This window comes from Chitinophaga lutea, from assembly GCF_003813775.1.
Lineage (GTDB): Bacteria > Bacteroidota > Bacteroidia > Chitinophagales > Chitinophagaceae > Chitinophaga > Chitinophaga lutea.
In genome coordinates this window covers 2748393-2774152 of record NZ_RPDH01000001.1, presented here as the reverse complement: position 1 = coordinate 2774152, position 25760 = coordinate 2748393, and the positions used below count along the sequence as shown (strand labels likewise).

The window sequence follows — 25760 nt, the reverse complement described above, 5'->3', positions numbered from 1 at the left end:
GAAAATGAAACGTCAACATATCTGGAAGGCTGTCTGCTGGGCGATGTTAATCATGCCCCTGCTGAGCGCCTGCAAAAAGTTCCTGAACGTGGTGCCTGACAATGTGGCCACCATCGAAAACGCGTTCACCATGCGGAAGGAAGCGGAGAAATACCTCTTCACCTGCTACAGCTATCTGCCATCATCGGCCAGCGTTTCCGCCAACCCCGCCTATGCGGCTGGCGATGAAATATCTTATATCTGGCCTTTCGCGGCCAGCGCCGCACAACCCGGCGGTTACAACATCGCCCGCGGTTTGCAGAATGTGACCAGCCCGTACGTCAATTACTGGGACGGCCTCTCCGGCGGCAAGAAACTCTACAACGGCCTGCGCGACTGCAACACCTTTCTCGACAATATCAGCAAGGTGCCCGATATGACCGCGGATGAAAAGAGACGCTGGATCGCCGAAGTAAAATTCCTCAAGGCGTATTATCACTTTTACCTGGTGCGCCTTTACGGCCCCATCGTGCTGATCAAAGAAAACCTTCCCATCGATGTGAACTCGGAACAGGTGCGGGTGTACCGGCAGCCGGTCGATTCCTGCTTCCAGTATATCACCCAGCTGATCGATGAGGCGAAGGACGATCTGCCCAATATCATCTCCAATGAAATAGACGAACTGGGGCGCGTCACAAAACCCGTTGCGCTGGCCATCAAAGCCAGGATACTGGTTACCGCCGCCAGTCCGCTTTTCAACGGCAACCCGGATTATTCGTCGTATGCCGACAACCGTGGCGTGAAACTTTTCAGCGCCACCAAAGACGACAAAAAATGGGCGGATGCCGTGAAGGCCTGTAAAGAAGCGGTGGACCTGTGCCATGAAGTGGGCCTGAAACTGTACACGTTCAAACCGGATGTGGTGCAGTTCCAGCTGGCGCCCGAAACCATCACCCAGATGAGCATCCGTAACGCTTTCATAGAGAAGTGGACGCCGGAAGTGATCTGGGCCAACACCAACAGCATGACCAGCGAAATGCAAAACCTGAGCTTCCCCCGCGGACTCGACCAGGCGCAGGCCAACAGCACCGCTCCCCGCGGGCAGCTGGCGCCGCCGCTGAAAATAGTGGAGATGTTTTATACCAAAAACGGCCTCCCTATTTCGGAAGACAAAACCTGGGATTACGGCAAACGCTACACGCTCCGTACGGCCACAGCCGCTGAAAAGTTCAACATCGAAGAAAACTATACTACCGTTTCGCTGCACTTCGACCGTGAGAACCGCTTTTACGCCAGTATCGGGTTCGACGGCGGCAAATGGTACGGCCAGAATTATAACGACGATAAAACCTGCATGACGCTGAAGATGAAAAAAGGGCAATCGTCCTCCCAGCAGGTACAGTTTTCCTACTCCACCACCGGCTACTTCACCAAAAAGCTGCTGCACTTCCAGAGCATCGTAAGCTCCAACTCCGCGGTTTCCATCAGGAACACCCCATTCCCGGAAATGCGGCTCGCAGACCTCTACCTGCTGTATGCGGAAGCGCTGAACGAAACCGAAGGGCCCACCGGCGAAACACTGAAATGGATCAACCTCGTCAGGGAAAGAGCCGGCATTCCTTCCGTACAGGATGCCTGGACGACTTATTCCAAAACACCCGGTGCTTTCCAGGGTAAAGACGGCATGCGCAAGATCATCCACCAGGAACGCCTGATAGAACTGGCATTCGAAGGCTCCCGCTTTTACGATGTCCGCCGCTGGAAAGAAGCCACCGAACTGTGGAATCAGCCCATCACCGGTTGGGATATCGAACAAAGCACGGCAGAAGCTTATTACCGCGTGCGCCCGATCTTCCAGCAAACCTTCGCCCTGAAAGATTATTTCTGGCCGCTGCGCGAGCAGAGCATCACGGTGAACAGAAACCTGGTACAATCACCCGGCTGGCAATAAAGCGGTCCGCCATGCAATACAGATCAATTCATGAATAGCATAAAATATTTAAGTATGAACAGGCATCACATTCTTGTATTATTGCTCGGTCTTTTCCTCTGGTCTTCCTGCAAGGAAAAGAACATGCTGTTATATACGGACGATAACGCCCCTGCTCCCAAACCCGTATCCAACGTGCAATTCATCCGCACGCCGGGGGGCTCTAAATTATATTACAAGGTACCGGCGGACAACAACCTGCTGTATGTAAAAGCGGTATATGATATCAGCCAGGGCGTTACGCGCGAAACGAAAACGTCCATTCACCAGGATACGCTCGTGCTGGAAGGGTATGCAGACACGCTGGAGCACGAAGTAAAAGTGTACACGGTCGGCAAAAACAAAAAAGAATCGGATCCGGTAACGCTGAAAATCCGTCCGCTGACGGCACCCGTGCACAATCTTTTTAAAACCATCGAAATGAAGGAAACGTTCGGCGGCGCGTCCATCACCTTCCAGAACAAAGACGAAGCGGCGCTGGCCATCGTGATGATTTACGACAGCACCGGGCAGGGTGACTGGGCGGAAGCCGACACCTATCACTCCAAAGCGCCCAAGGGAGCTTTCTCGGTGAGGGGATTCGATACGATTCCCGTCAAATTCGCCACTTATGTGCGCGACCGCTGGAACAACAAATCGGATACATTGGCCCTCACTTTGAAGCCGCTGTTCGAAACCAAGCTCGACCGTACGCTGATGAAAGAAGTGTCGCTGCCGACGGATGAAAACATCGGCCACGTATTTTCCGGGCTTTCACCCAGGAACATCAATTTTATGTTCAACAACGTGTTTGGCACAGGCAGCACGAACGATTGTTTTCACACAAGGCCCGCTGCCGCCAAAATGCCCCAGTGGTTTACATTCGACCTCGGCCAGCAGTACAACCTTAGCCGTTTTAAATTTTATCACCGTGGCGGCTCGAGCGGTTATTACCGCGGCGCCGACCCGAAGCGGTTCGAGATTTACGGCAGCAACAGTCCGAACGCCGACGGTAGCTGGGACAGCTGGACCTTACTGGGCACCTTCACCTCGTTCAAACCTTCCGGCGATGCCGCCACGCCCACCAAGGAAGACGAAGAGTTTGCGGTAACAAACGGCGAGGATTTCGACTTCCCCCCAGGCACTCCGCCCATGCGGTATCTCCGGTGGAAAACAACCGAAACCTGGGGCAACAGCCAGTATATCTACATTGCCGAACTCATGTTCTGGGGCGCTAAACTCTAACGGCTTTTTTAACTTATTAACTTGAATCCAATGCAAAAATATTCTGTATATAGCCTGCTCACCATGCTGCTGGCGATACTGTCCATATCCTGCAGTAAAATGGATGCCACCTTCAGGGAGTATGTGGTGCCGGGGGGTATCACATACGTAGGGAAAGCGGATTCCGTGGCGGTGTACCCCGGCCGGGAACGGCTTAAAATAACCTGGCGGCGCGGCACCGATCCCAACACACGCTCCGCCGTTGTGTACTGGAACAATAAAAAAGATTCCCTGATCGTACCGGTCAAAGAAACCAATGCGCCCGACGTCGTGACCGCCATGATCGACAAGCTGCCGGAAGGTACCTACACTTTCCAGATCTACACCCGCGATGCGCAGAACAATTCATCCATCCGTGTAGATGTGCAGGGCACTTCCTATGGCCGGATTTACGAATCCACCATCCTGTCCCGGCCCATCAGCTCGGTCAAGATCAGCGGCAGCAATGTGGTGATGAACTGGCTGGCGGCTGATACCGCTTCTTTTTCCACCGAAATCAAATTCATCGATCAGGCCGGCGTGGAACAAAAAGTATTCCTGCCTGCCTCGGAAGATGACATCACACTGCCGAACGTAAAGGAAGGCTCCTACATTACCTACCGTTCGCTATACAGGCCTTCGCCCCGCAGCCTCGATACATTCTACACCGTGTATGAATCCAGGCCGCTGAACATGGCTGCCGGCAAAACGGTGAAAACGAGTTCCGCGCAAGGCACCAATACCGGCGCCCTGGCGGTAGACGAACTGACCACCACCAACTGGCAGCCCACCGATGCCGACCGGAAGGATGCGGATAAAACCGTGTGGATCTCGATCGACCTGAAAGCGCCCAAAGAATTCAACGCCATCCGTTTTCTGCGTGCAGGCGCGGGCGTGCTGAAATCGTGCAAGGTGCTGGGTTCCGATAACGAAACCACCTGGGCCCCGCTGTTCGAAAAAACGAGCGGTTTTACCACCACCGAGGATATCAGCTTCAATACCGCCACCCGGCGTTATGTAAGGATTGAATATGTTTTTGAGACAGACGGTACTTTCAACATACCGGAAGTGGAGATCTATAAACGGTAAAAACTGCCCGGGCACGCCCTGTGATAGAACGGTGGCCGGGAAAACGCCGCCCTCGCCTGCACAGGGGCCTGCCGCACAAACAGAAAGGGGATGGCTCTCACCATCCCCTTTCATGTTTTATTGACCACTTTTTATTTCTTCAGTGCTTCGCGTGCGATCACGATTTTCTGTATCTCGGAAGTCCCTTCCCCGATCGTACAGAGTTTGGCGTCGCGATAGAATTTTTCTACGGGGAAATCTTTCGTGTACCCGTATCCCCCGAAAATCTGCACCGCATCGTCGGCCGTTCTCACGGCCACTTCGGAGGCGTAGTATTTCGCCATGGCCGCCTGCTGCGTCATGGGGAGGTGTTTATTTTTCATATCCGCGGCCTGCAGCGTGAGCAGCTCGGCGGCCGCGATATTGGTATGCATATCGGCGAGTTTGAAAGACACGCCCTGGAAATTGGCGATGGGCTGGTCGAACTGGTAGCGCTCCTGTGAATATTTCAACGCGGCGTCGTAGGCGCCTTTGGCGATGCCGAGCGACAGTGCGGCGATGGAAATGCGCCCGCCGTCGAGCACCTTCATGGATTGAATAAATCCTTCTCCTTCCGCCCCGATGAGGTTTCCGGCGGGAATGCGGCAGTTATCGAAAATCATTTCCGCGGTTTCGGAGGCCCGCATGCCGAGTTTATTTTCTTTTTTACCGCCGCTGAAACCGGGCGTGCCCCGTTCCACGATGAACGCGCTCATGCCCCGGCTGTCGCGCAGCTCGCCGGTGCGGGCGATCACCACGGCCACGTCGCCGCTTTTGCCGTGGGTGATCCAGCATTTGGTGCCGTTGATCACCCATTCATCGCCTTCCTTGCGGGCGGTACATTTCATGTTCATGGCGTCGGAGCCGGTGTTCGGCTCGGTGAGGCCCCAGGCCCCTATCCATTCGGCGGAGGCCAGTTTGGGAAGATATTGTTGTTTCTGTGCTTCGCTGCCGAACTGGAGAATGTGGCCGGTGCAAAGAGAATTGTGTGCCGCCAGGCTCAGGCCCACGGCGCCGCAAATGCGCGACACCTCGCTGATCACGGTCACGTATTCGAGGTAACCGAGCCCCGAGCCGCCGTAACTTTCCGGTACCAGCACCCCCATCAGCCCCAGCTCGCCCATTTTTTTGAAGAGCTCCACGGGGAAAGTCTGCGTTTCGTCCCACTCCAGCACATGCGGCTGGATGTGTGTTTTTCCAAAATCCCTGATGACCTGTGCTATCTGTAATTGCATGTCCGTTGGCTGGAAATTCATAACCGGAAAATTTTGTTTTACCTGACCTCCAAGTATTTTTCAAGTTTACGATAAATGGAGTCATCCACCAAAGCAATGCCCCGGAGCTCGTTGAGGTGCCTGAAAGGCCCGTGGTTATTGCGGTACCGTACTATCAACCGGGCCAGTTTCGTGTTGATGTATGGGTGATCGGCCAAAGATTTTTCATCTGTCTGGTTAAGGTCAGTCTTTCTTAGAGAAACCTCACCCAGCACCAGCATCCCTTGAATTTTTTTAAATACGCTATCGGCCAGCCCATAGGTTTCACCCACCTGCGCCACCTCGTGGAAGCCGCCGAGGCGCTCCCGGAACCGCACGATGCGCTGCGCCAGCACCGGCCCGATGAGCGGCAGGCGTTCCCACTGCGCGCTGTCGGCAGCGTTGATGTCGATCAACAGCGGCTTGCGGAACGGGATTGTTTTGCCCGGCGATCGTTCCCGGCCGATGGAACGACTGCTGTCAGATACATACGGCCGCCCCCTTTCGTATTTGCGGTAGCCGCTCCAATACCCGTAACGGGCGCTGTCACGGGCATCATGCCACCTGCCGCGGCCGTACGCATATTGCCCGTTCCGGTAACGATCGTGATCGCGGTTGAAGGCGTATTTCCTGTAACGGTAACGGCTGCTGTCGTAGGAATTTTTTCTCCGCCGGGCGAGCGCGGCACTGTCTTTCCGCATCATGTTGTCCACAGCGAGCGCGGCCTCGTGAAAGCCCGCCGTATCGCTCCGCGCGCGGCCTTCGGACAAATAGCCCCATCCATAGGGCAAACAATAGATCAGTACAATGAGGATTAAAAGACAGGCGATGCCTGTACGTTCGCGGCGGGAGAAATCAAAGAATTCCCGGAGGGTTTTATTCGGCACAAACAATGGTTTTTGATCGGCACTGAATATCGTAAAAAATCAGGAATCTGCTGCCGGGCAACCCGGTTTTACCCGGAAACAAATCTGCGCCCCTGCCGCAGGGCGACGCAAATCAATTTGTGTTATGTCCCCGGCCTTCAGGCCAGGTGCCGGAATGACCCCGGGCTACCCTACTCTGCGACCGGCAGCGGAGGTGTTGCAGGACGAGTCAAGCTACAAGCCTGTATGTGGATTAACAACAAGGGTGCAAACCTCAATCCGGATGATCTCACGAGGGTGTAAACCTGTTTCAGGGTGAATCAACCTGTAAAGATTTATATAGATAACAATGAGGGTGTAAACATTTAACCGGATGACCTCATCAGCATGTAAACCTGTTTCAGGACGGGCGAGGGCGGATACAGGGAGAAAGACGAACCTACAACGAACCTTGAACGAACCTACAACGAACCTTCCCTTTTTGGCGTAGGTTCGTTATTCCCCCAGTGTAGCTTCGTTGTAGGTTCGTCTTTTGCCCTCCAAATCTCCACTCAGGTCAAATTTTTGTCCATTCGCGTATATTTTCCGGGATTGGAGGCGAAATCCGGTTTGCACAAAATTGTGTAGTGGAACAGGTGCCGGTTTGTGGGGAACTTCGGAGATTTTCCGGCCAGGGGATGCCGGAAGGGGCCTACAGCTCGATTTCAAGCCCGTCGTACGCCAATGCGGTACCTGCCGGCAGCGAAGGGTCCACTTCGGCATGCAGGCCCAGCTGGTGGCTGATGTGCGTAAAATAGACCTGCGGCACGTCCAGTTCCTTGCCTACTTCGATGGCTTCGTCGAGGGTAAAGTGGGAAATGTGCTTTTCGCGGCGAAGGGCGTTCAGTACCAGTACTTTCGAGCCTTTGATCTTTTCCTTTTCCTCCGGGGCGATGTAATTCGCGTCGGTGATATAGGTAAAGTCGCCGAAACGGAATCCCAGCACGGGCATTTTGTGATGCAGCACGTGGATGGGCGTAAACTTCAGGCCGTTGATATTGAAGGGATCGTCGAGGATGGTGCGCAGGTTCAGTTCGGGAATGCCGGGATACTTGAAATCCGCAAACGCGTAGGAGAACTCGCGCATGATGACGTTCTGCGAATAATCGGAGGCATAGATATCGATGGGGCGCTGCTGGAAATAATTGAACGCCCGGATGTCGTCCATCCCGGCGATATGATCTTTATGGGAATGGGTGACTACCACGGCTTCCAGCGTTTTCACACCGGCCCGCAGCATCTGGTAGCGGAAGTCGGGCGTGGTATCCACCACGATGTTGCCGGCATCCGATGAAATGAGAATGCTGCTGCGCAGGCGGTTGTCGCGCGGGTCGGGCGACGCACATACTTTACAGGGGCAGGCGATGACCGGTACGCCCTGTGAAGTGCCAGTTCCAAGGAATGTTACTTTCAAAGCGTATGGTTATGCGGGTGTTTCTGTTGACGGGTTTTCTTCTTCCTCCCCACCGGCGGCTTCCGCGTTGCGGCTGTCTACCACCTGGCGGTACAGTTTCTGGGACTCGGGCGTGAGATAGCCTTCCTCCAGCGCTATGGACGGCAGGATGTCCATCAGGGTGTTGATCCGCCCTTCCACATTCAGGAATTTGTTGATCACCACCACTTTCTTATGTTCCAGCACACAGTAGCCGGAATTGAAGGTGCCTTTTTCGTACCGCAGGATATATTTCGCCTCTTCAAAAATCTTCTCCAGCTTCGCCAGGTTGTTAGGGGTACTTTTCAGGTTCATGATGTCTTCTTTTAAAATCCGCTATTTGCTGACCATCCTTGCTACCGGCACAATCATCTCCTCCATGGAAATGCCGCCGTGCTGGAAGGTGTTGCGGTAATAGTTCACGAAATAATTATAATTGTTGGGATAGCAAAGATACCCGTCTTCGCGGGCAAAGATATAAGAAGAATTGACATTTGGCTTCGGCAACCCTGCATCGCGGGGGTCGCGGAAGGCGAGCACCTCCTTGGGGTCGTAGTTGAGATTGCGGCCGTGTTTGTACCGCAGGTTGGTGGTGGTCTGCTTGTCGCCGATCACTTTGACCGGCGTTTTCACCCGCACGCTGCCGTGGTCGGTGGCGATGATCAGGTTGATTTTCCGGTCGGCCACCTTCCTGAGCGCCTGGTGCAGGTGCGAGTGCTCGAACCAGCTGGCGGTGATGGAGCGGTAAGACACTTCGTCGCCGGCCAGCTCCTTCAGCACTTCCATTTCCGTACGGGCATGGCTGAGCATGTCCACAAAATTATAAACGATCACGTTCAGCGGGTAATCCAGCATATTATGCATGTTGTTCACCAGGTGCTGGCCGTCTGCATGGTTGATCACCTTCGTGTACGAAAAGCGGCTGTCCATTTTCAGGCGCTGCAGCTGTGCCGCGAAAAAACTCTCCTCGTAGAGGTTCTTCCCGCCCTGCTCGTCGTCGTTCTTCCACTCTTCCGGGAACTTCGCCTCGATCTCGGCCGGCAGCATGCCCGCGAAAATGGCGTTACGGCTGTATTGGGTAGAGGTGGGCAGGATGCTGTAAAAGGTATCTTCCTCCATCAGCCGGAACGATTCGGCGAAAATGGGCTGGATCGTTTTCCACTGGTCGTACCGGAGATTGTCGATGAGAATAAAGAAGTTAGGCACCGAAGGATCCATATACGGCACGATCTTGTCGCGGAACAGGGTATGGCTCATCACCGGCGCGTCCTCGTTCTTCGGCTGCATCCAGCTGCTGTAATGGCGGGCGATGAACTTGGCGAACTCGGTGTTGGCTTCGGCTTTCTGGGAATGCAGCACTTCCAGCATCTCGGGGCTGTCGCTTTTACTCATTTCCATTTCCCAGTACACCAGTTTTTTATAGATATCCGCCCATTCGGCGTGGTTCGGGTTATCGTTGAGGGCCATGAACAGGGTGCGGAACTGCTGCTGGTAGGCCGTGGTGGTTTTTTCGGCCACGAGGCGCTTGTTGTCGATGATCTTTTTGAGCGACAGCAATACCTGGTTGGGGTTGACGGGTTTGATGAGGTAATCGGTGATCTGCGAACCGATGGCCTCGTCCATCACGTTTTCCGCCTCGTTTTTGGTGATCATCACCACCGGCACCTGCTGATTGTTTTCGCGGATGCGGGCCAGGGTTTCGAGGCCGGTAATGCCCGGCATCGATTCGTCGAGCAGCACCACATCCACAATATTGTCTTTCAGGAATTCCAGCGCATCATACCCGTTGGTGAGCGCCGATACTTTGTAGCCTTTATTTTCGAGAAAAATGATCTGAGATTTAAGGGAGTCGATTTCATCGTCTACCCAGAGTATGTTGATTTGGTTCATGCAATTTTTTTGGACCTGCTTTAAAATTACCGAAATATGTCAAAAATCGTTCCCTCAAAATATATGAAACTCTAATAATTCGTTAAATTATCGTGGTTTGGGCGCTGCGGCGCGCCATTCGTCACTTCAGACGGGTAAAAGTTACCTGCAAAGCTGTAGATTTGTACGGACAGATATTAAAAAATCCGAATGACTGACCGCAAACGAAAGATTGTGAACGATCCGGTTCACGGGTTTATTACCATCGATCATCCATTGATTTTCAACCTTATATCACACCCGTATTATCAGCGGTTACGCCGGATACACCAAATGGCGCTGGCCCACCTGGTATACCCCGGGGCCATGCATACGCGTTTTCATCACAGCATGGGGGCTTACCACCTGATGAGTTGTGCCTTGCAGGAGCTGCGCGGAAAGGGGGTGGTTATCACGGAAGAAGAGGAAGTGGCTGCAAAAATGGCCATATTATTGCATGACGTAGGGCACGGGCCTTATTCGCATGCGTTGGAACATACGCTGGTGGAAGACGTGTCTCACGAGGAGATTTCCCAGCTGCTGATGCAGACCCTCAACCGGGAAATGAACGGCAGCCTGGACCTTACCCTGGAGATATTCAACGGCCGGTACCATAAACAGTTCCTGCACCAGCTCGTTTCGAGCCAGCTGGATGTGGACCGGATGGACTACCTGAGCCGCGACAGTTTCTACACGGGTGTGTCCGAGGGGGTGATCAGCTACGACCGCATCATCAAGATGCTGACCGTGCATGAGGGCGAACTGATGGTGGAGGAAAAGGGGATTTATTCCATTGAAAAGTTTATTGTCGCCCGCCGGCTCATGTACTGGCAGGTATACCTGCATAAAACCGTGCTGAGCGCGGAAAATATGCTCGTAAAGGTGCTGGACAGGGCCAAAAAGCTGGCTTTGGACGGCACGGAGCTGTTTGCCTCGCCGGCGCTGCATTATTTCTTGTATAACCGCATCGGCCGGGGGGAATTCGAGGGACAGGAATGCCTTTCCCAATTTTGCCTGCTCGATGACTATGATATCATGGGGGCGATTAAAGTATGGACGCAGCACCCGGACAAGGTGTTACGCCTGCTATGCCAATGGCTCGTAAACCGCCAGCTTTTCAAGGTTACCCTCAGAAATGAGCCGTCGGAACCTGAGCTGCTGGCAGACCTGAAAGAAAAAGTGAAACAACGCTGGGACCTGAGCGACGGGGAGGCGGATTATTTCGTATTTACGGATACCGCCAGCCTGAAGGCATATGACGCAAACGACGAAAAGATCAATATCCTATTCAAGGACGGCACGGTGAGGGATATTTCATCGATCGACAATGCCCTTGTATCGCATACTTTGGCAAGACCGATAAAAAAATTCTACATTTGTCATCCAAAAATCTAGGCTAACAACGTTTTATACGAGCGCAACATGTTAGAGAATACATTCATATTATCCGGAGACGGCCTGGAAGGTAACATTTCAATTAATTACTATGCAATTTAGCGCATTACAGCTGGCTACCATATTGAACGGGAAGCTGGAAGGGGACCCGGAAGTGAAGGTGCACAATATCGCCAAGATTGAGGAGGCGGGCGACGGCATGTTGAGTTTCATCGCCAATCCCAAGTACGAGGAGTTTCTCTATTCCACCCAGGCCTCCATTCTGATCGTGAATGATTCCCTGGTGATAGAGCGGCCCATCAAGCCTACCCTTATCCGGGTGCAGGACGCCTACAGCGCTTTTGCGCTCCTGCTGGAGCAATATCAGAAAATGGTGGGTGCCGGGGCCAAAACGGGCATCCAGCAGCCTTCCCATGTACCGGCCTCCGTTAAAATGGGCCAGGGCGTGTTTATCGGTGCGTTTGCCTACCTCGGTGAGAATGTGGTGCTGGGCGACAATGTGAAGATCTATCCCGGCGTTTACCTCGGCGATAATGTGAAAATAGGCAGCAATACCGTGCTTTACCCGGGTGTAAAGCTGTACGATAACAGCGTGGTGGGCAACCGCGTGATCCTCCATGCCGGCTGCGTGATCGGCGGCGACGGGTTCGGATTCGCCCCCCAGGCCAACGGGACCTATAAAAAAGTGCCCCAGGTGGGCAACGTGATCATACACGACGACGTGGAAATCGGCGCCAATACGACCATCGACCGGGCCACCATGGGCTCTACGGTGATCCATGCCGGTGTGAAACTCGATAATCTTATCCAGATCGCCCATAACGTGGAGATCGGCAGCAGCACGGTGATCGCCGCCCAGTCCGGCGTATCCGGCAGCACCAAAATCGGCAAAAACTGCGTGATCGGCGGCCAGGTAGGCATCGTGGGCCACATCCAGATCGCCGACGGCACCAAAATCAACGCCCAGAGCGGTTTGTCCAAATCCATCACCACCCCCAACACCGCTTTGACCGGCTCTCCGGCCTACGATTATAAAAGTTCGCTAAAAAGTCAGGCAATTTTTAGAAATTTGCCGGACCTGGAAAAGAGGGTAAAAGAACTGGAAGATATGGTGAAACAGCTGTTGGCCGAAAAAGCCCTTCTTCGCTGAAGCGGCAGCAAGGATTGAAAGAGCTACAAGAAGGATTTAAAACGCAATTGAATACGAAGCTATAATGATGGAAAATCAGCAGTCGAACCAGCAGACCCTGCAAGGTCCCGTGACCATATCAGGCGTTGGTTTACACACAGGAGCACAGGTGAATATGACTCTCAAGCCGGCCATGCCCGGCTTTGGTATTAAATTCCAGCGCATCGACCTCCCCGACCAGCCGATTGTGAAAGCCGATGTGGATTACGTGGTGGATACCGCCCGCGGCACCACCCTGGAGCACAACGGCGCCCGCGTCAGCACGGTCGAGCACATCCTGGCCGCCCTCGTGGGCATGGGCGTGGATAACGTGCTGATCGAACTGAACGGCCCCGAAATCCCCATCATGGACGGCAGCTCCATCCCCTTCATCGACATCATCGAGGAAGCCGGCATCCAGGTGCAGGACGCCAAAAAGGTCTATTATTCCATCGACACCAATATTAACTATTACGATGAGGTGAAAAAGGTCGAAATGGTGGCTTTGCCCGCCGTTGACTACCGGGTTACCGCCCTCATCGACTTCAATTCCCAGGTACTCGGCACCCAGCACGCCAACCTGAAAAGCATGAGCGATTTCAAAAAAGAAATCGCCCCCTGCCGCACTTTCGTATTCCTCCACGAGCTGGAATACCTGCTGGCCCACAATCTCATCAAGGGAGGCGACATCAACAACGCGATCGTGGTGGTAGACCGCCCGGTGACCGACGAAGAGCTCGGCCGCCTGGCGAAAGCCTTCGACCGCGAGGAAATGTCCGTGCAACAGCGCGAAGGCATCCTCAACAATGCCCAGCTGCACTTCCCCAACGAGCCCGCGCGCCACAAGCTGCTCGACGTGGTGGGCGACCTGGCCCTGATCGGCGTGCCCATCAAGGCGCACATCATCGCCAACCGCCCCGGTCATGCTTCCAACGTGGAGTTTGCCCGCAAAATCAAACAGTACATCAAGAAAAACAAACATAACAGGGACGTGCCCATTTACGATCCCAACCAGCCCGCGATCTATGATGTGAACCGCATCATCAAAACCCTGCCGCACCGGTACCCGATGATGCTGGTAGACAAGATCATCGAGCTGAGCGATACCCGTGTGGTGGGCATCAAGAACGTCACTTTCAACGAACAGATTTTCCAGGGCCACTTCCCCGGTAACCCCGTAATGCCGGGTGTACTGATCTGCGAAGCGCTGGCCCAGGTGGGTGGAATATTGGCGCTGAATCCGATGCCGGATCCGGAAAACTATGATACCTATTTTTTAAAGATCGATAATTGCAAATTCAAACAAAAGGTATTGCCCGGCGATACCATGGTGCTGAAGATGGAGCTCCTGAGCCCCATCCGCAGAGGCCTCGTGGAAATGCGCGGAACGGCATTCGTAGGCAACAAGGTAGTCACCGAGGCTGACATGGTTGCCCAAATTGTAAAACGCGAAGGAAAATAACAGCATGATTCATCCGCTCACATACATCCACCCGGACGCTAAAGTTGCGCCCAACGTAAAAATCGATCCGTTCACCGTTATCCATAAAAATGTTGAGATCGGGGAAGGCACCTGGATTGGTTCCAATGTAACCATCATGGAAGGCGCCCGTATCGGCAAAAACTGCCGCATCTTCCCCGGTGCTGTTATTTCCGCCATTCCACAGGACCTCAAATTCGAAGGCGAGGATACCATCGTGGAAATCGGCGACAATACCACCATCCGCGAATATGTGACCGTTAACCGCGGTACCAAAGACCGGCTGAAGACCTCCATCGGCAGCAACTGCCTCATTATGGCCTACAGCCACATTGCGCACGACTGCATCGTGGGCAATTACTGCGTGTTTTCGAACAACACCACCCTCGCAGGCCACATCACCGTGGGCGACAACGTGGTGCTCGCAGGCATGGTAGCGGTACAGCAGTTCTGTAAAATCGGCAATCACGCTTTCGTAACCGGCGGTTCGCTGGTGAGGAAAGACGTACCGCCCTACGTAAAGGCGGCGCGCGAGCCCCTCTCCTATGTGGGCGTGAACTCCGTGGGGCTTAAACGCAGGGGCTTCACCCTCGAGAAGATCAACCACATCCTGGACATCTACCGCGTCATTTTTGTGAAAGGCAACAATATTTCCAAAGCCATCCGCATCATTGAAGCAGAATTTCCGGCCACGGACGAAAGGGATGAAATACTCTCCTTCATCCGCGATTCCGGGCGCGGCATCATGAGAGGATACAGTACCAGGGCGAATGACGATCTCGCTTAACCAGGTCGGCAAGCGGTTCAATTACGACTGGATCTTCCGTCGTTTCACCTATACGTTCAGCGGTACAGGCCACTACGCCATACTGGGGCCCAACGGCTCCGGCAAATCCACTTTACTGCAGATCATCAGCGGGCACCATCACCACAGTGAAGGCGATGTGCAATATCTTTTCAACGAACAGACGCTCCCGTCCGACCGGTTTTTCAATCATTGCGCCATCGTGGCTCCCTACCTGGAGCTGGTGGAAGAACTGAGCCTGCAGGAGTGCTTCGATTTCCATCTCCATTTCAAATCTTTCCTTCCCGGCTTTTCACCCCGGGAAATTGCGCGCATCGTAGGCCTCGAAAAAGCCTGGAAAAAACAGGTGCGCAACTTTTCCTCCGGCATGAAACAGCGGGCCCGGCTGGCGCTCGCCATTTTTTCGGACGTGCCGGTGCTGCTGCTCGATGAGCCCTGCACCAACCTCGACGGCGACGGCATCGCCCTCTACCAGCAACTGATCCGCGACTACTGCGGCAACCGCCTCGTGATCGTGAGCTCCAACGACGAAGCCGAATATGGCTTTTGCCGTGAACATATCCGGATCAATGACTATAAACAGTAATAATCATTACTTTTAGTAATTCGTGTGAATCTTCAATCACTCCCTATGAGCATACCAAACAGGAAAGTTGTCAATGGCTGGGCCATGTACGATTGGGCCAATTCCGTGTACAACCTGGTGATCACCACCACCTTTTTCCCCATCTATTACCTGGGCGTCACCAAAGCCCGCTCCGGTACCGATGAGGTGACCTTCATGGGGAAAACGCTGCTCAGCTCCGTTTTGTACGATTATACCCTGTCGCTCGCCTACCTGCTGATCGCCATCAGCCTGCCCATCCTCTCCTCGATCGCGGATACGCGCGGCAATAAAAAGAACTTCCTCCGTTTCTTCTGTTACCTCGGTTCCCTGGCCTGCGCCTCCCTCTATACCTTCACCGACACCAGCAGCCTCGAACTGGGCATGCTGTCCGTGATGCTGGCGGCCATCGGCTTCTGGGGCGGCCTTGTGTTCTACAACTCCTACCTGCCCGAAATTGCGTCGCCGGAGTACCAGGACCGGGTGAGCGCCCGCGGCTTTTCATTCGGGTACATGGGCAGCGTGCTCATGCAGCTCGTGGGGTTTGCCCTGGTAACGGTGAAACCTTTCGGCATCACCGACGGTATGGCGGTGCGCATCACCTTCCTGCTGGTGGGCATCTGGTGGTTCGGCTTCGCGCAGATCACGTTCAAACGCCTGCCTGCCTCCAAACCCGCCGTCAACGACGGTTCCGGAAGAGTGTTCAAAGACGGGTTCATCGAACTGAAAAAAGTATATGCGCAGGTAAAAGTGATGCCTGTGCTGAAAAGATTCCTCCGCGCCTTTTTCTTCTACAGCATGGGCGTGCAGACCGTGATGATGGTGGCCGTGATTTTCGCGTCCAAGGAGCTCAAACTCGAAGCCACCAAACTCATCATCTGCGTGGTGCTGATACAGATCGTGGCCATCCTGGGCGCCTGGGGCATGGCGCGGCTCTCCGGCCGCTTCGGCAACTTCAGGGTGCTCATTGCCACGGTGCTGCTGTGGATTGGCGTATGCCTCAACGCCTACTTCATCACCACCGAAGTACAGTTTTATTTCCTGGCCGTAGCCGTGGGCCTGGTGATGGGCGGCATCCAGTCGCTCAGCCGCTCCACCTACGCCAAACTGCTTCCCGAAACCCGCGATACGGCTTCGTTTTTCAGCTACTACGACGTCACGGAAAAAATGGCCATCGCGCTGGGCGTATTCAGTTTCGGGTACATCGAGCATATGACCAACAACATGCGCACCTCGGTGCTGGTGCTCATCGGCTTTTTCTCCATCGGGCTCATATGGCTGTTCTCCGCTTTACAAAAACAACGTAGTTTAGCAAAGAGAAAAACGCAAGTACCCGATTATGCAGCTTCACACGATTAATACAGGACTCTTCAAGCTCGACGGCGGCGCCATGTTCGGCGTGGTGCCCAAAACCCTCTGGCAGAAACTGAACCCGCCGGACGCCGATAATCTTTGCACATGGGCCATGCGCTGCCTGCTGGTGGAGGACGGCAACCGCCTCATCCTCATCGATAACGGCATCGGCAATAAACAGGATGAAAAGTTCCTCAGCCACTACCGCCTCCACGGCGACGATACGCTCGACAAATCGCTGGCCGCCCTCGGTTACCACCGCAACGATATCACGGACGTACTGCTCACCCATCTCCATTTCGATCATTGCGGCGGCAGCATCGAGCGCGAAGGCGACAAACTGGTGCCGGCCTTCCGCAACGCCACGTACTGGAGCAATGAAGCGCACTGGAAATGGGCCACCGAGCCGAATGACCGGGAAAAAGCCTCGTTCCTGAAAGAAAACATCCTGCCCATCCAGCAGAGCGGACAGCTGAAATTCATCGAGCAGCGCGACGGCGTTTCGTTCACGGACCACATCCGCCTGCGGTTCGCATACGGGCACACCGATGCCATGATGCTGCCCGAGATCCGCTATAAAGGCCATACCATCGTTTACATGGCGGACCTGCTGCCTTCCGCGGCGCATATTCCCATTCCGTATGTGATGGCCTACGATATGTTCCCGCTGACCACACTGGAGGAAAAAAAGCGTTTTCTCATGGAAGCGAACGAGCGCCAGTATGTGCTGTATTTCGAGCATGATCCTTCCATTGAGTGTGGCCTGCTGCACAGTACCGAAAAAGGCATCCGGCTGAAAAGCTCGTTCCCGTTAAGCGATTTATAATTTTAAAAAATCTCAGCTTATGTATAAAAACATTTTCCGCATGCTGCCCGTTGCTGCATTGATCGCTCTCGCAGCCTGCCAGGGCGGTGCTCCCGCCGGCAATACCGCCGCCATCGCCGATTCCCTGAAAGTAGATTCCCTGTCGGCCGACGTGATGAACATCCACGACGAGGCCATGGCCAAAATGATGGTGATCCGCCGCCTCAAGACCCGCATGGCGGAAATATCCGACAGCCTCGGGCACGACACCAAAGTGTCCAACCCCTACATCGCCGCCGAGTTCAGGCTCGACAGCGCCAACAGGGCCATGGAAAACTGGATGCAGGGGTACGACATGCACTTGGAAAACAAAACGACCGCCGAAAAGAAAGCCTATCTCGAATCAGAGAAAAAGAAAATAGAGGAGGTAAAAACCTTTATGCTGGAAACGATCGACCAGGCCAAAAAGCTGTTAAAAGAAGAATAAAACCCATCCACCATGGCTACCAAAGAAGCATTTCTCGAATACATCAAAACCGGCTATACGTTCAAAGGCGAGCACTTTAAACTGGGCTGCGCGATGTTCAATGGCGAAGTGGTGACGGGCGCGGACGTGCTCCTGCCCCTGAAAACGCTCAACCGCCACGGCCTCATCGCGGGCGCTACCGGCACCGGTAAAACCAAAACCCTCCAGGTGATCGCCGAAGGCCTCAGCGACGCCAGCGTGCCCGTGCTGCTGATGGACATCAAGGGCGACCTTAGCGGCATTGCCGCGGCCGGCGCCTCCAACGCCAAAATCGAAGAACGGTACGCCAAGATCGGCGGTACCTGGGCGCCCGCAGCCTACCCGGTGGAGCTGCTCACCCTCAGCCACGAAAAAGGCGCGCGCCTCAGGGCCACCGTCAGCGAATTCGGCCCCGTGCTGCTGTCCAAAATCCTCGACCTCAACGATACGCAGGCGGGATTTGTGGCGATGATCTTCAAATATTGCGACGACAATAAACTGCCCCTGCTCGACCTGAAAGACTTCAAAAAAGTACTCCAGTATGTGAGCGACGAAGGCAAAAAGGAACTGGAGAAAGATTACGGCAAGATTTCCACCACCAGCACCGGCACCATCCTCCGGAAGGTGATCGAGCTGGAACAACAGGGCGCCACCGTGTTTTTCGGTGAGAAGTCCTTTGAGGTAGACGACCTGATGCACATCGCCGAAGACGGCCGCGGCAAGATCTCGATCGTGCGCGTGACCGACATCCAGGACCGCCCGAAACTCTTTTCCACCTTCATGCTCAGCCTGCTCGCCGAATTATACGCCACGCTGCCGGAAGAGGGTGACCTCGACAAACCGAAGCTGGTGATGTTCATCGACGAGGCGCACCTGATTTTCCAGGAGGCCAGCGATGCGCTGCTGCAGCAGATCGAAACCATCATCAAACTCATCCGGTCCAAAGGCGTTGGTATTTTCTTCTGCACCCAGAACCCGATGGACGTGCCCGCTTCCGTGCTCGGCCAGCTCGGCCTCAAGGTGCAGCACGCACTGCGCGCCTTTACCGCTAACGACCGCAAGGCCATCAAACAGACCGCGGAAAACTACCCGCTGTCCGATTTTTATAAAACCGACGAACTCCTGACGCAGATCGGCATCGGCGAGGCGCTGGTAACCTGCCTGAGCGAAAAAGGCACGCCTACCCCGCTGGCCGCCACCATGCTGGTGTCGCCGCATTCCCGGATGGACATCCTCACGGATGCCGAGCTCGATCAGCTCGTAGCCGGCAGCAAACTCGTGCGGAAATACAACGAGGATATCGACAGCGACAGTGCTTACGAGATGCTCACCGCCAAGCTGGAAGAAGCGGCTGAAAAAAGCAAAGCCGCCGAAGAAGAAGCGCCCGCCAGAAAAGGCCGGCAGAAGGAAGAAAAAGGCCTGCTGGAAACCATCGTGACCAGTTCCGCCGCCCGCCAGGCCGGCAGAACGGCCGCCAACATCATCACCCGCAGCCTTTTGGGAGCGCTGGGATTGGGCGGCCGCAGCAGCAGGAAAAAGAGCAGCTGGTTTTAATCAGATAATATCCGGCCTGTATTTCTTCAACCCCTGACCGTTGACGAAGTACAGGCCTTTTTTAAACCGATCAGGTATGGTGTCTTTCCTGTTTATCACCGGGTTATCCCTGCTGTTTGCCGGTATGGGCCTGTGGACGTGGAAAAAACCGCGCCGCCGCATCAACCCGCTGGTTGGCTACCGAACCGCCCGTTCCATGAAAAGCCAGGCTGCATGGGACTTTGCACAGGCATACTCGGGTAAGGTGATGTGCTTTACCGGCTGTGCAATGCTGGCAGCGGCGCTCCTCCTGTTTCTGATCGCCCCGGGCATCTTTGATGACGGGCCCGCAGCCGCCGTTCTCTCCCTGATGATCATTCCAACGGTTGCAGCTTCCGTTTTGCCGCTGTATCTTACCGAAAGAAAACTGAAACGGCTTTTTGACGAAGCCGGCAACCCGATAAAATAGTCTTAGCATATGTCGACACCCATCAAAACGGGGCTTTGCTCCTACGGCCACAGCGGCTACGCGTTTCACGCGCCTTTCATTCATGTGCATCCCGGTTTCGAACTCACGGCCGTGGTGGAGCGCAGCAAACACCTCACCCAGCAGCGTTATCCGTACGTAAAGATCTATAACGACGTGAAGGCCCTGATGGCGGATGCTTCGCTGGAACTGATCGTGGTCAACACGCCCAACTATACCCACTACGAATACACGAAAGCCGCCCTTCAGGCAGGTAAAAACGTGATCGTGGAAAAACCCTTCACCGTTACGGTGGCGCAGGGCGAAGAACTGATCCAGCTGGCCGCATCCAAAAAGCTGCTGCTGAGCGTGTACCAGAACCGCCGCTTCGACAGCGACTATAAAATCGTTCGGAAAGTGGTGGAAGACGGCCTGCTGGGCGACGTGCTGGAAGTGGAATTCCACTACGACCGCTTCAAGGAAGAACTGAGCTACAAAAAACACAAGGAAGTAGCCGAGGCGGGCACCGGCGTGCTGTACGACCTGGGTTCCCACCTGATCGACCAGGGGCTGACCATTTTCGGGATGCCGCAGGCGGTATGGGGCGATGTGCGCATCATCCGTAAAGATTCCGTGGTGGACGACTATTTCGAACTGGTGATGTATTACGACCAGCTGCGCGTGCGACTCAAATCGAGCTACCTCGTGCGTGAAGCGCTGCCGGCTTACATCCTGCACGGCCGCAAAGGTTCGTTCATCAAATCCAAATCAGACATCCAGGAAGCGCTGCTGATGAAAGGCGTGCTGCCCGATACGCCAGACTGGGGCGCTGAAGCGCCGCATGAGTGGGGGCTGCTCCACACCGAGATCAACGGTAAAGTGGTGAAAGAATTCATCCCTTCCGGCAACGGCAACTACCTCGATTATTACCAGGGCATATACAGCGCATTGCGGGAAGGGAAACCGAACCCCGTTACGGCGGAAGACGGCCTGAACGTGATCAGGGTCATTGAAGCGACGTTTAAGAGCAGTGAAGAAAAACGGGTGGTTACGCTGTAATCATGCGGAGATAAAACGCCGGTGCATGCTACTTCCTGTTTACATGTAATGCGGGGAGTGTGGATGGCACCGGCCGTGAGAACGTTATGCCGTAGGCGAGAGCATCCCGTCTTCATCGCGCAATACAAAACCTTCTGCAACCAGGAACTGCAGGGTTTCCAACACCCTGCTTTCCTCTGCATCCACTTTCTGCATCAGCGCCTGCAGGCTGATTTTCCCGTCTAAAGCCGCCATGATCGCGGTAGTGAGGCGGCCGAACTCTTTGGACTGCAGTTCGCCTTTTTCCTTTTTCACACATACATCACATACGCCGCAGGGTTTGGCGTCTTTTTCGCCGAAGTATGCCACCAACTGCCGGGTGCGGCACTGGCTGCCGGTGCGCGCATAAGCGGAAACGGCGGCTATGCGTGCTTCCATGGCCTTGCGCCTTTCTTCGATCCGCGCCATATTCACCCGCAAATGCTGTGCGGGCAGCCTTTCTTCAAGGAAACAAAGCTGAGGTTGGTCTTTCCGCGGATAATACCGCAGCAGGGCCTGGTTATGCAGCATCTGCAGGTCGTGTATCACATCTTCCTCATCCACCCGCATGATCCGCGCGATCTGTTTTTCGAACACGGGCACGGGGTTATCGAAGATGCCTTCGTAGGTGCGGAGCAGGGTCTGGATAACCGGCTCCAGGTCCGGGTGGCGTTCTTCATATTCGAACAACGCATCGCGGCTGGTGACGAATTCCAGTTTGGACGGCAGGTACACGCTCTCGCTCAGCTGCCAGACGCCCTCCTGCTCGAGGATGCGCAGCGCGCGGAACGCCACGGTGATGTTGAGGCCGAAGCGTTTTACAAAGTCGTTGATATCAAAATCGTAGTAGACTCCCTCCGAGCCTACCGGCACCTGCAGGTAGTTCACGACGGCCTGGTACACGGCCCTTATTTCGTCGAGCGACGGGAATTGCAGCGGGATGCGGGCTTTGAGCTCTTCGAGGTCGCGTTCGTTGTACAGCAGCACGGCATAGGCCTTTTCTTCATCGCGGCCGGCGCGGCCGGCTTCCTGGTAGTACGCTTCGATGCTGTCGGGCACATCCGCATGTATCACCATTCTTACATCGGGTTTGTCGATTCCCATCCCGAAGGCGTTGGTGCACACCATCACACGGGTTTCATTGTTGACCCAGGCTTCCTGGCGGGCGGTGCGCTCCGCCTGGGCGAGGCCGGCGTGATAGTAGCTCGCTTCGATGCCCTGCGCGCCGAGCATGCCGGCGATGTCTTTGGTTTGCCGGCGGTTGCGGCAATAAATGATGGCGCTGCCGGGCACCCGTTCGAGTATCTGTTTGATGCGGCCCAGTTTCCCTTCTTCCTCCACCACGCTGTAGGAAAGATTGGCCCGCGCGAAACTCTTGACGAATACGGCCGGGTCGCGCAGCTGTAACTGCTGGCAGATGTCTTCCCGTACTTTGGGTGTAGCCGTGGCCGTTAGCGCCAGTATGGGCGCGTTGGGAAAGTGTTCGCGGATAGTGGCGATCTGGAGGTATGCGGGCCGGAAATCATAGCCCCACTGCGAGATACAGTGCGCTTCGTCTACCGCGATGAGGCGCACGGGCAGCACTTCGCAATACCAGAGGAAACGCCTGCTCTGCAACCGTTCCGGCGACACGTAGAGGAACTTGATTTCCCCTTCGCGGGCCAGCGCCAGTACCTTTTCCACGTCGCGCGTCTGCATGCCCGCGTAGATGGCGAAAGCGGGGATGCCCCGTTTGTTGAGGTTTTCCACCTGGTCTTTCATCAGGGCGATGAGCGGCGTCACCACCAGGCAAAGCCCTTCCTTCATCATGGCAGGCACCTGGAAACAAATGGACTTCCCGCCGCCCGTAGGCAGCAGGGCCAGTGTATCGCGGCCGGCGGCGATGGAGTTCACGATATCTTCCTGCAAAGGCCGGAATTGCTGAAAGCCCCAGAATCGGTGTAATATGGAATGTGCGGTTACCAAGCAGGCAAATTTAGCGCTATTCTTTCTGCAAATACGGCAACGACCATCCTTTTTTGAGCGAGGTGAGGCGGATGGCGATCACCAGTAAAATACTGGCGATCATGTTCCAGTCTTCATCCACACCTACGTGGCGCAGCCCGATGTACAGCGCGGCGCCGGCAAGGCAGGCCGTGGCATAGATCTGGCGGCTGAAGATCAGGGGGATTTCATTCACCATCATATCCCTGATCACCCCGCCGAAAATGGCGGATATCATGCCGAGGATAACGGCGGCCCAGGGATGCACTCCATAGAGCAAGGCTTTCTGCAAACCGATGACGGTATAAAACCCGATGCCGATGGTATCGAAGAGGAAAATGCCGCGGCGCACGCGCAGCAGGCGGGCGCGGAAGAGGATCGTCACCAGTACGCCGAAGGCGATGGCGATGATATAGTTTTTATCGCCGACCCACACGGGCCGTACGCCGAGGATGAGGTCGCGCATGGTGCCGCCGCCGATGGAGGTGACGAAAGCCGTAAAACTCACCCCGAAAATATCGTGGTACATTTTTTTATCCCAGGCAGCGAGCGCGCCGGATATGGCAAACACGAACGTGCCGATGAGGTCTAACCAGTAGATCATAGTTGGTGCGCATTACAATGCAATACGCGAATTAACGATAAATCGGTCAGATTACTTTTTTAAACCGCAGCCGCACCGAATTGATGGCCAGCACCACATCGGAGAGCCCCATCACGAGCGCGGCCAGGATGGGATTCAGGAAACCCAGCGCGGCGACCGGTATCGCCACCACGTTGTAGGCAAAGGCCCAGAACAGGTTCTGTTTGATGGTGAGATAGGTATGTTTGCCCAGCCCCATGGCCAGCGGCAACGCGCTGAGATGACCGTTGAGCAGGATGACGTTGGCGCTTTGCATGGCCACCTGCGTGGCGTCGCTGAGTGATATGCCGATGCTGGCCTTGGCGAGTGCGGGCGCATCGTTGATGCCGTCGCCCACCATGGCCGTAGGGGCCTGTTGCATCAGGTCTTCTATTTGCTGCAGCTTCTGCGCGGGGGATTGTTCGGCATACACTTCGTCGATGCCCAGTTGTTGCGCCAGCTGTTCGCATTTGCGCCGCATGTCGCCGCTCAGCAGGATGGTGCGGATACCGGCCTGTTTCAGCTGCGCCATTACCTGCTGCGCTTCGGGGCGCAGCTCATCGATGAAATCGATCCAGCCCATCAGCTCGCCGTTCTTCAGCAGGTAGATATTATGCGAATCGTCGCCGGTAGCGCCGCGGGCCATCAGGTACGAGCCTAACTGCCACTCGTTACCTGCTTTATCTTTCGCCTGCATGCCCACGCCTTTCTGTTCCCTAACCTGCTGCAGGGCGGTTTCTCCCACACCCTTCCAGAGCGCCACAATGGAGCGGGCGATGGGATGGGAGGAATATTTTTCGAGGCTGAACACCACGGAACGGAACTCATCCGGCTCCATGGCGGTTTCCCAGCGGCCGATCTGCAACTTACCCGTGGTGAGTGTGCCCGTTTTATCAAACACGATCTGGCGGATGTTACGGAACGCTTCCAGCGTATGCGCTCCCTTGATGAGGATGCCGTTGCGGGCGGCGCGGCCAAGGCCCACCATCACGGCGGCGGGCGTAGCGAGGCCCATCGCGCAGGGGCAGGCAATCACCAGCACGGCGATGCTGCGCATCATGGCGGTAGACAGCGGGGTCTGACCGATGAAGTACCAGCCGAGGAAGGTAAGCAGGGCGATGCCCAGCACCACCGGTACGAAAATGGCGCTGATCCTGTCCGCCAGTTTCTGCATGGGCGGTTTGTTGCTCTGCGCCTGCTTCACCAGGTTGATGATGTACGACAGCACGGTGTCTTTCCCCGTAGCGGTAATGAATATTTTGATGCTGCCTTCTTCCAGGATGGTGCCGCCGATCACTTTATCCTTTTCGCGGCGGTTCACGGGCTCGCTTTCGCCGGTGATCATCGATTCGTTGACATGGCCGCCGCCCCAGTAAATGGTGCCGTCCATGGGGATTTTATCGCCGGTATTGACCAGTACCCGGTCGCCCGTACGCAGTTCGCTGTTATCGACTTCCTCTACTTCCCCCGCATCGTTGAGCCGCTTTGCGTGGGTATGCTGCAGGCGCGCCAGCTCCGCGATGGCCGTGGTGGTGGATTTCACCGATTTCTCCTCGAGCAGGTTGCCCAAAAACACGAGCGTGAGAATGGCGGCGGTAGTCTCATAAAAAAGATAGTCCGGGCCCAGGTGCTGCAGCGTTCCGATGAGGCTGTACACAAAAGCAGCCGTGGCGCCCAGGGTGATGAGGACATCCATATTGGCGATGCCGTTGCGCAGCGAGCGCAGGGCGCTCCGCCCGAAATGCAGCATGCCCGTGGCATACACCGGTATGGTGAGCGCCAGCTGCACCCAGGGGTTATGCAGCCAATGCCAGTCCGCCACCATGTGCAGCATGAGCGGTGCGGTGAAAACAAGACTGAACAGGAATTTAAAACGGAGCGTGGTATAGAACGGTTTGGTTTTGCCACCCTGGTTGGGCAGCACCACTTCATAACCGAGATTATTGATGCCATTGATGACTTCGTCGGCGCTGGCGCCTTCGGGGAGGTTAAAACGCAGCTCTTCCGTGGCCACACTGATCGCTACATCCTCCACCCCCTTTTTTTCGAGGTATTTGGAGATGGTCAGTGCGCAACTGGAGCAATTCATTCCTTTTACTTTACAACTGATCGTTTCCATGGCTTAAAATGCTGACACCGTAAAATTAC

At 55.1% G+C, this 25760-nt stretch carries 22 protein-coding genes; 14 read left to right on the top strand and 8 right to left on the bottom strand.

What is annotated here, in order from left to right:
* The first annotated feature begins 4 nt into the window (after positions 1-4).
* From EGT74_RS11280 to EGT74_RS11270, 3 genes are read left to right on the top strand one after another with little or no spacing between them, the layout of a single operon-like run.
* The gene (locus EGT74_RS11280) at positions 5-1930 is read left to right on the top strand and encodes a RagB/SusD family nutrient uptake outer membrane protein (protein ID WP_123846602.1); all 1926 of its coding nucleotides are present in this window, start codon (positions 5-7) and stop codon (positions 1928-1930) included.
* Positions 1931-1984: 54 nt separating this feature from the next.
* Entirely contained in the window at positions 1985-3193 is a 1209-nt protein-coding gene (locus EGT74_RS11275; RefSeq protein WP_158618091.1) for a DUF5000 domain-containing lipoprotein, read from the top strand.
* 30 nt (positions 3194-3223) lie between these two features.
* Entirely contained in the window at positions 3224-4300 is a 1077-nt protein-coding gene (locus tag EGT74_RS11270; protein WP_123846600.1) for a DUF4998 domain-containing protein, read from the top strand.
* Positions 4301-4431: 131 nt separating this feature from the next.
* On the opposite strand, the gene EGT74_RS11265 is transcribed toward EGT74_RS11270, so the two are convergent.
* The 5 genes from EGT74_RS11265 to porX all read right to left on the bottom strand — a co-directional run bounded on the left by EGT74_RS11265 (position 4432) and on the right by porX (position 9798).
* On the bottom strand, positions 4432-5574 hold the full coding sequence (locus tag EGT74_RS11265) for an acyl-CoA dehydrogenase family protein (protein ID WP_123846599.1): 1143 nt from the start codon (positions 5572-5574) through the stop codon (positions 4432-4434).
* A 17-nt stretch (positions 5575-5591) separates the two neighbouring features.
* Complete coding sequence (locus tag EGT74_RS11260) at positions 5592-6458, bottom strand: helix-hairpin-helix domain-containing protein (protein ID WP_123846598.1); 867 nt, start codon at positions 6456-6458, stop codon at positions 5592-5594.
* A gap of 670 nt (positions 6459-7128) precedes the next feature.
* On the bottom strand, positions 7129-7890 hold the full coding sequence (locus EGT74_RS11255; protein WP_123846597.1) for an MBL fold metallo-hydrolase: 762 nt from the start codon (positions 7888-7890) through the stop codon (positions 7129-7131).
* A 9-nt stretch (positions 7891-7899) separates the two neighbouring features.
* Positions 7900-8223 carry a hypothetical protein gene (locus EGT74_RS11250; RefSeq protein WP_123846596.1) on the bottom strand — a complete coding sequence of 108 codons (324 nt, stop codon included), beginning with the start codon at positions 8221-8223 and terminating at the stop codon, positions 7900-7902.
* 21 nt (positions 8224-8244) lie between these two features.
* On the bottom strand, positions 8245-9798 hold the full coding sequence (gene porX / locus EGT74_RS11245; RefSeq protein WP_123846595.1) for a T9SS response regulator signal transducer PorX: 1554 nt from the start codon (positions 9796-9798) through the stop codon (positions 8245-8247).
* Positions 9799-10143: 345 nt separating this feature from the next.
* Here porX and EGT74_RS11240 point away from each other — a divergent pair, with 345 nt between their 5' ends.
* The 11 genes from EGT74_RS11240 to EGT74_RS11190 all read left to right on the top strand — a co-directional run bounded on the left by EGT74_RS11240 (position 10144) and on the right by EGT74_RS11190 (position 20989).
* Positions 10144-11211 carry an HD domain-containing protein gene (locus EGT74_RS11240; RefSeq protein ID WP_246008189.1) on the top strand — a complete coding sequence of 356 codons (1068 nt, stop codon included), beginning with the start codon at positions 10144-10146 and terminating at the stop codon, positions 11209-11211.
* Between the two features lie 91 nt (positions 11212-11302).
* Positions 11303-12361 (top strand): UDP-3-O-(3-hydroxymyristoyl)glucosamine N-acyltransferase, encoded by a 1059-nt coding sequence (gene lpxD, locus EGT74_RS11235; protein WP_123846593.1) that lies wholly within the window; start codon positions 11303-11305, stop codon positions 12359-12361.
* 64 nt (positions 12362-12425) lie between these two features.
* Positions 12426-13841, top strand: coding sequence for a bifunctional UDP-3-O-[3-hydroxymyristoyl] N-acetylglucosamine deacetylase/3-hydroxyacyl-ACP dehydratase (locus tag EGT74_RS11230; protein ID WP_246008188.1), 1416 nt, complete (start codon positions 12426-12428; stop codon positions 13839-13841).
* Positions 13842-13845: 4 nt separating this feature from the next.
* A complete protein-coding gene (lpxA, locus tag EGT74_RS11225) occupies positions 13846-14646 on the top strand; it encodes an acyl-ACP--UDP-N-acetylglucosamine O-acyltransferase (RefSeq protein ID WP_123846592.1) in 801 nt (266 codons plus the stop codon).
* Entirely contained in the window at positions 14630-15250 is a 621-nt protein-coding gene (locus tag EGT74_RS11220) for an ABC transporter ATP-binding protein (protein ID WP_123846591.1), read from the top strand. The genes lpxA and EGT74_RS11220 overlap by 17 nt, the downstream gene beginning before the upstream one ends.
* 45 nt (positions 15251-15295) lie before the next feature.
* Positions 15296-16627: an MFS transporter gene (locus EGT74_RS11215; RefSeq protein ID WP_123846590.1), complete on the top strand. Its 1332-nt coding sequence runs from the start codon at positions 15296-15298 to the stop codon at positions 16625-16627.
* Positions 16608-17447 (top strand): MBL fold metallo-hydrolase, encoded by an 840-nt coding sequence (locus tag EGT74_RS11210; RefSeq protein WP_123846589.1) that lies wholly within the window; start codon positions 16608-16610, stop codon positions 17445-17447. The genes EGT74_RS11215 and EGT74_RS11210 overlap by 20 nt, the downstream gene beginning before the upstream one ends.
* Positions 17448-17466: 19 nt before the next feature.
* Positions 17467-17913 (top strand): hypothetical protein, encoded by a 447-nt coding sequence (locus EGT74_RS11205; RefSeq protein WP_123846588.1) that lies wholly within the window; start codon positions 17467-17469, stop codon positions 17911-17913.
* A gap of 12 nt (positions 17914-17925) precedes the next feature.
* Positions 17926-19485: a helicase HerA-like domain-containing protein gene (locus EGT74_RS11200; RefSeq protein WP_123846587.1), complete on the top strand. Its 1560-nt coding sequence runs from the start codon at positions 17926-17928 to the stop codon at positions 19483-19485.
* 76 nt (positions 19486-19561) lie between these two features.
* Entirely contained in the window at positions 19562-19933 is a 372-nt protein-coding gene (locus EGT74_RS11195; protein ID WP_123846586.1) for an SdpI family protein, read from the top strand.
* A 9-nt stretch (positions 19934-19942) separates the two neighbouring features.
* Entirely contained in the window at positions 19943-20989 is a 1047-nt protein-coding gene (locus EGT74_RS11190) for a Gfo/Idh/MocA family oxidoreductase (RefSeq protein ID WP_123846585.1), read from the top strand.
* A gap of 84 nt (positions 20990-21073) precedes the next feature.
* Here EGT74_RS11190 and EGT74_RS11185 read toward each other — a convergent pair whose 3' ends face one another.
* From EGT74_RS11185 to EGT74_RS11175, 3 genes are read right to left on the bottom strand one after another with little or no spacing between them, the layout of a single operon-like run.
* On the bottom strand, positions 21074-22972 hold the full coding sequence (locus EGT74_RS11185) for a RecQ family ATP-dependent DNA helicase (protein ID WP_123846584.1): 1899 nt from the start codon (positions 22970-22972) through the stop codon (positions 21074-21076).
* Positions 22973-22988: 16 nt separating this feature from the next.
* Positions 22989-23594, bottom strand: a complete 606-nt coding sequence (locus EGT74_RS11180; RefSeq protein ID WP_123846583.1) for a trimeric intracellular cation channel family protein — start codon at positions 23592-23594, stop codon at positions 22989-22991.
* A gap of 46 nt (positions 23595-23640) precedes the next feature.
* Positions 23641-25701 carry a heavy metal translocating P-type ATPase gene (locus EGT74_RS11175; RefSeq protein WP_246008186.1) on the bottom strand — a complete coding sequence of 687 codons (2061 nt, stop codon included), beginning with the start codon at positions 25699-25701 and terminating at the stop codon, positions 23641-23643.
* Positions 25702-25760 lie beyond the last annotated feature (59 nt).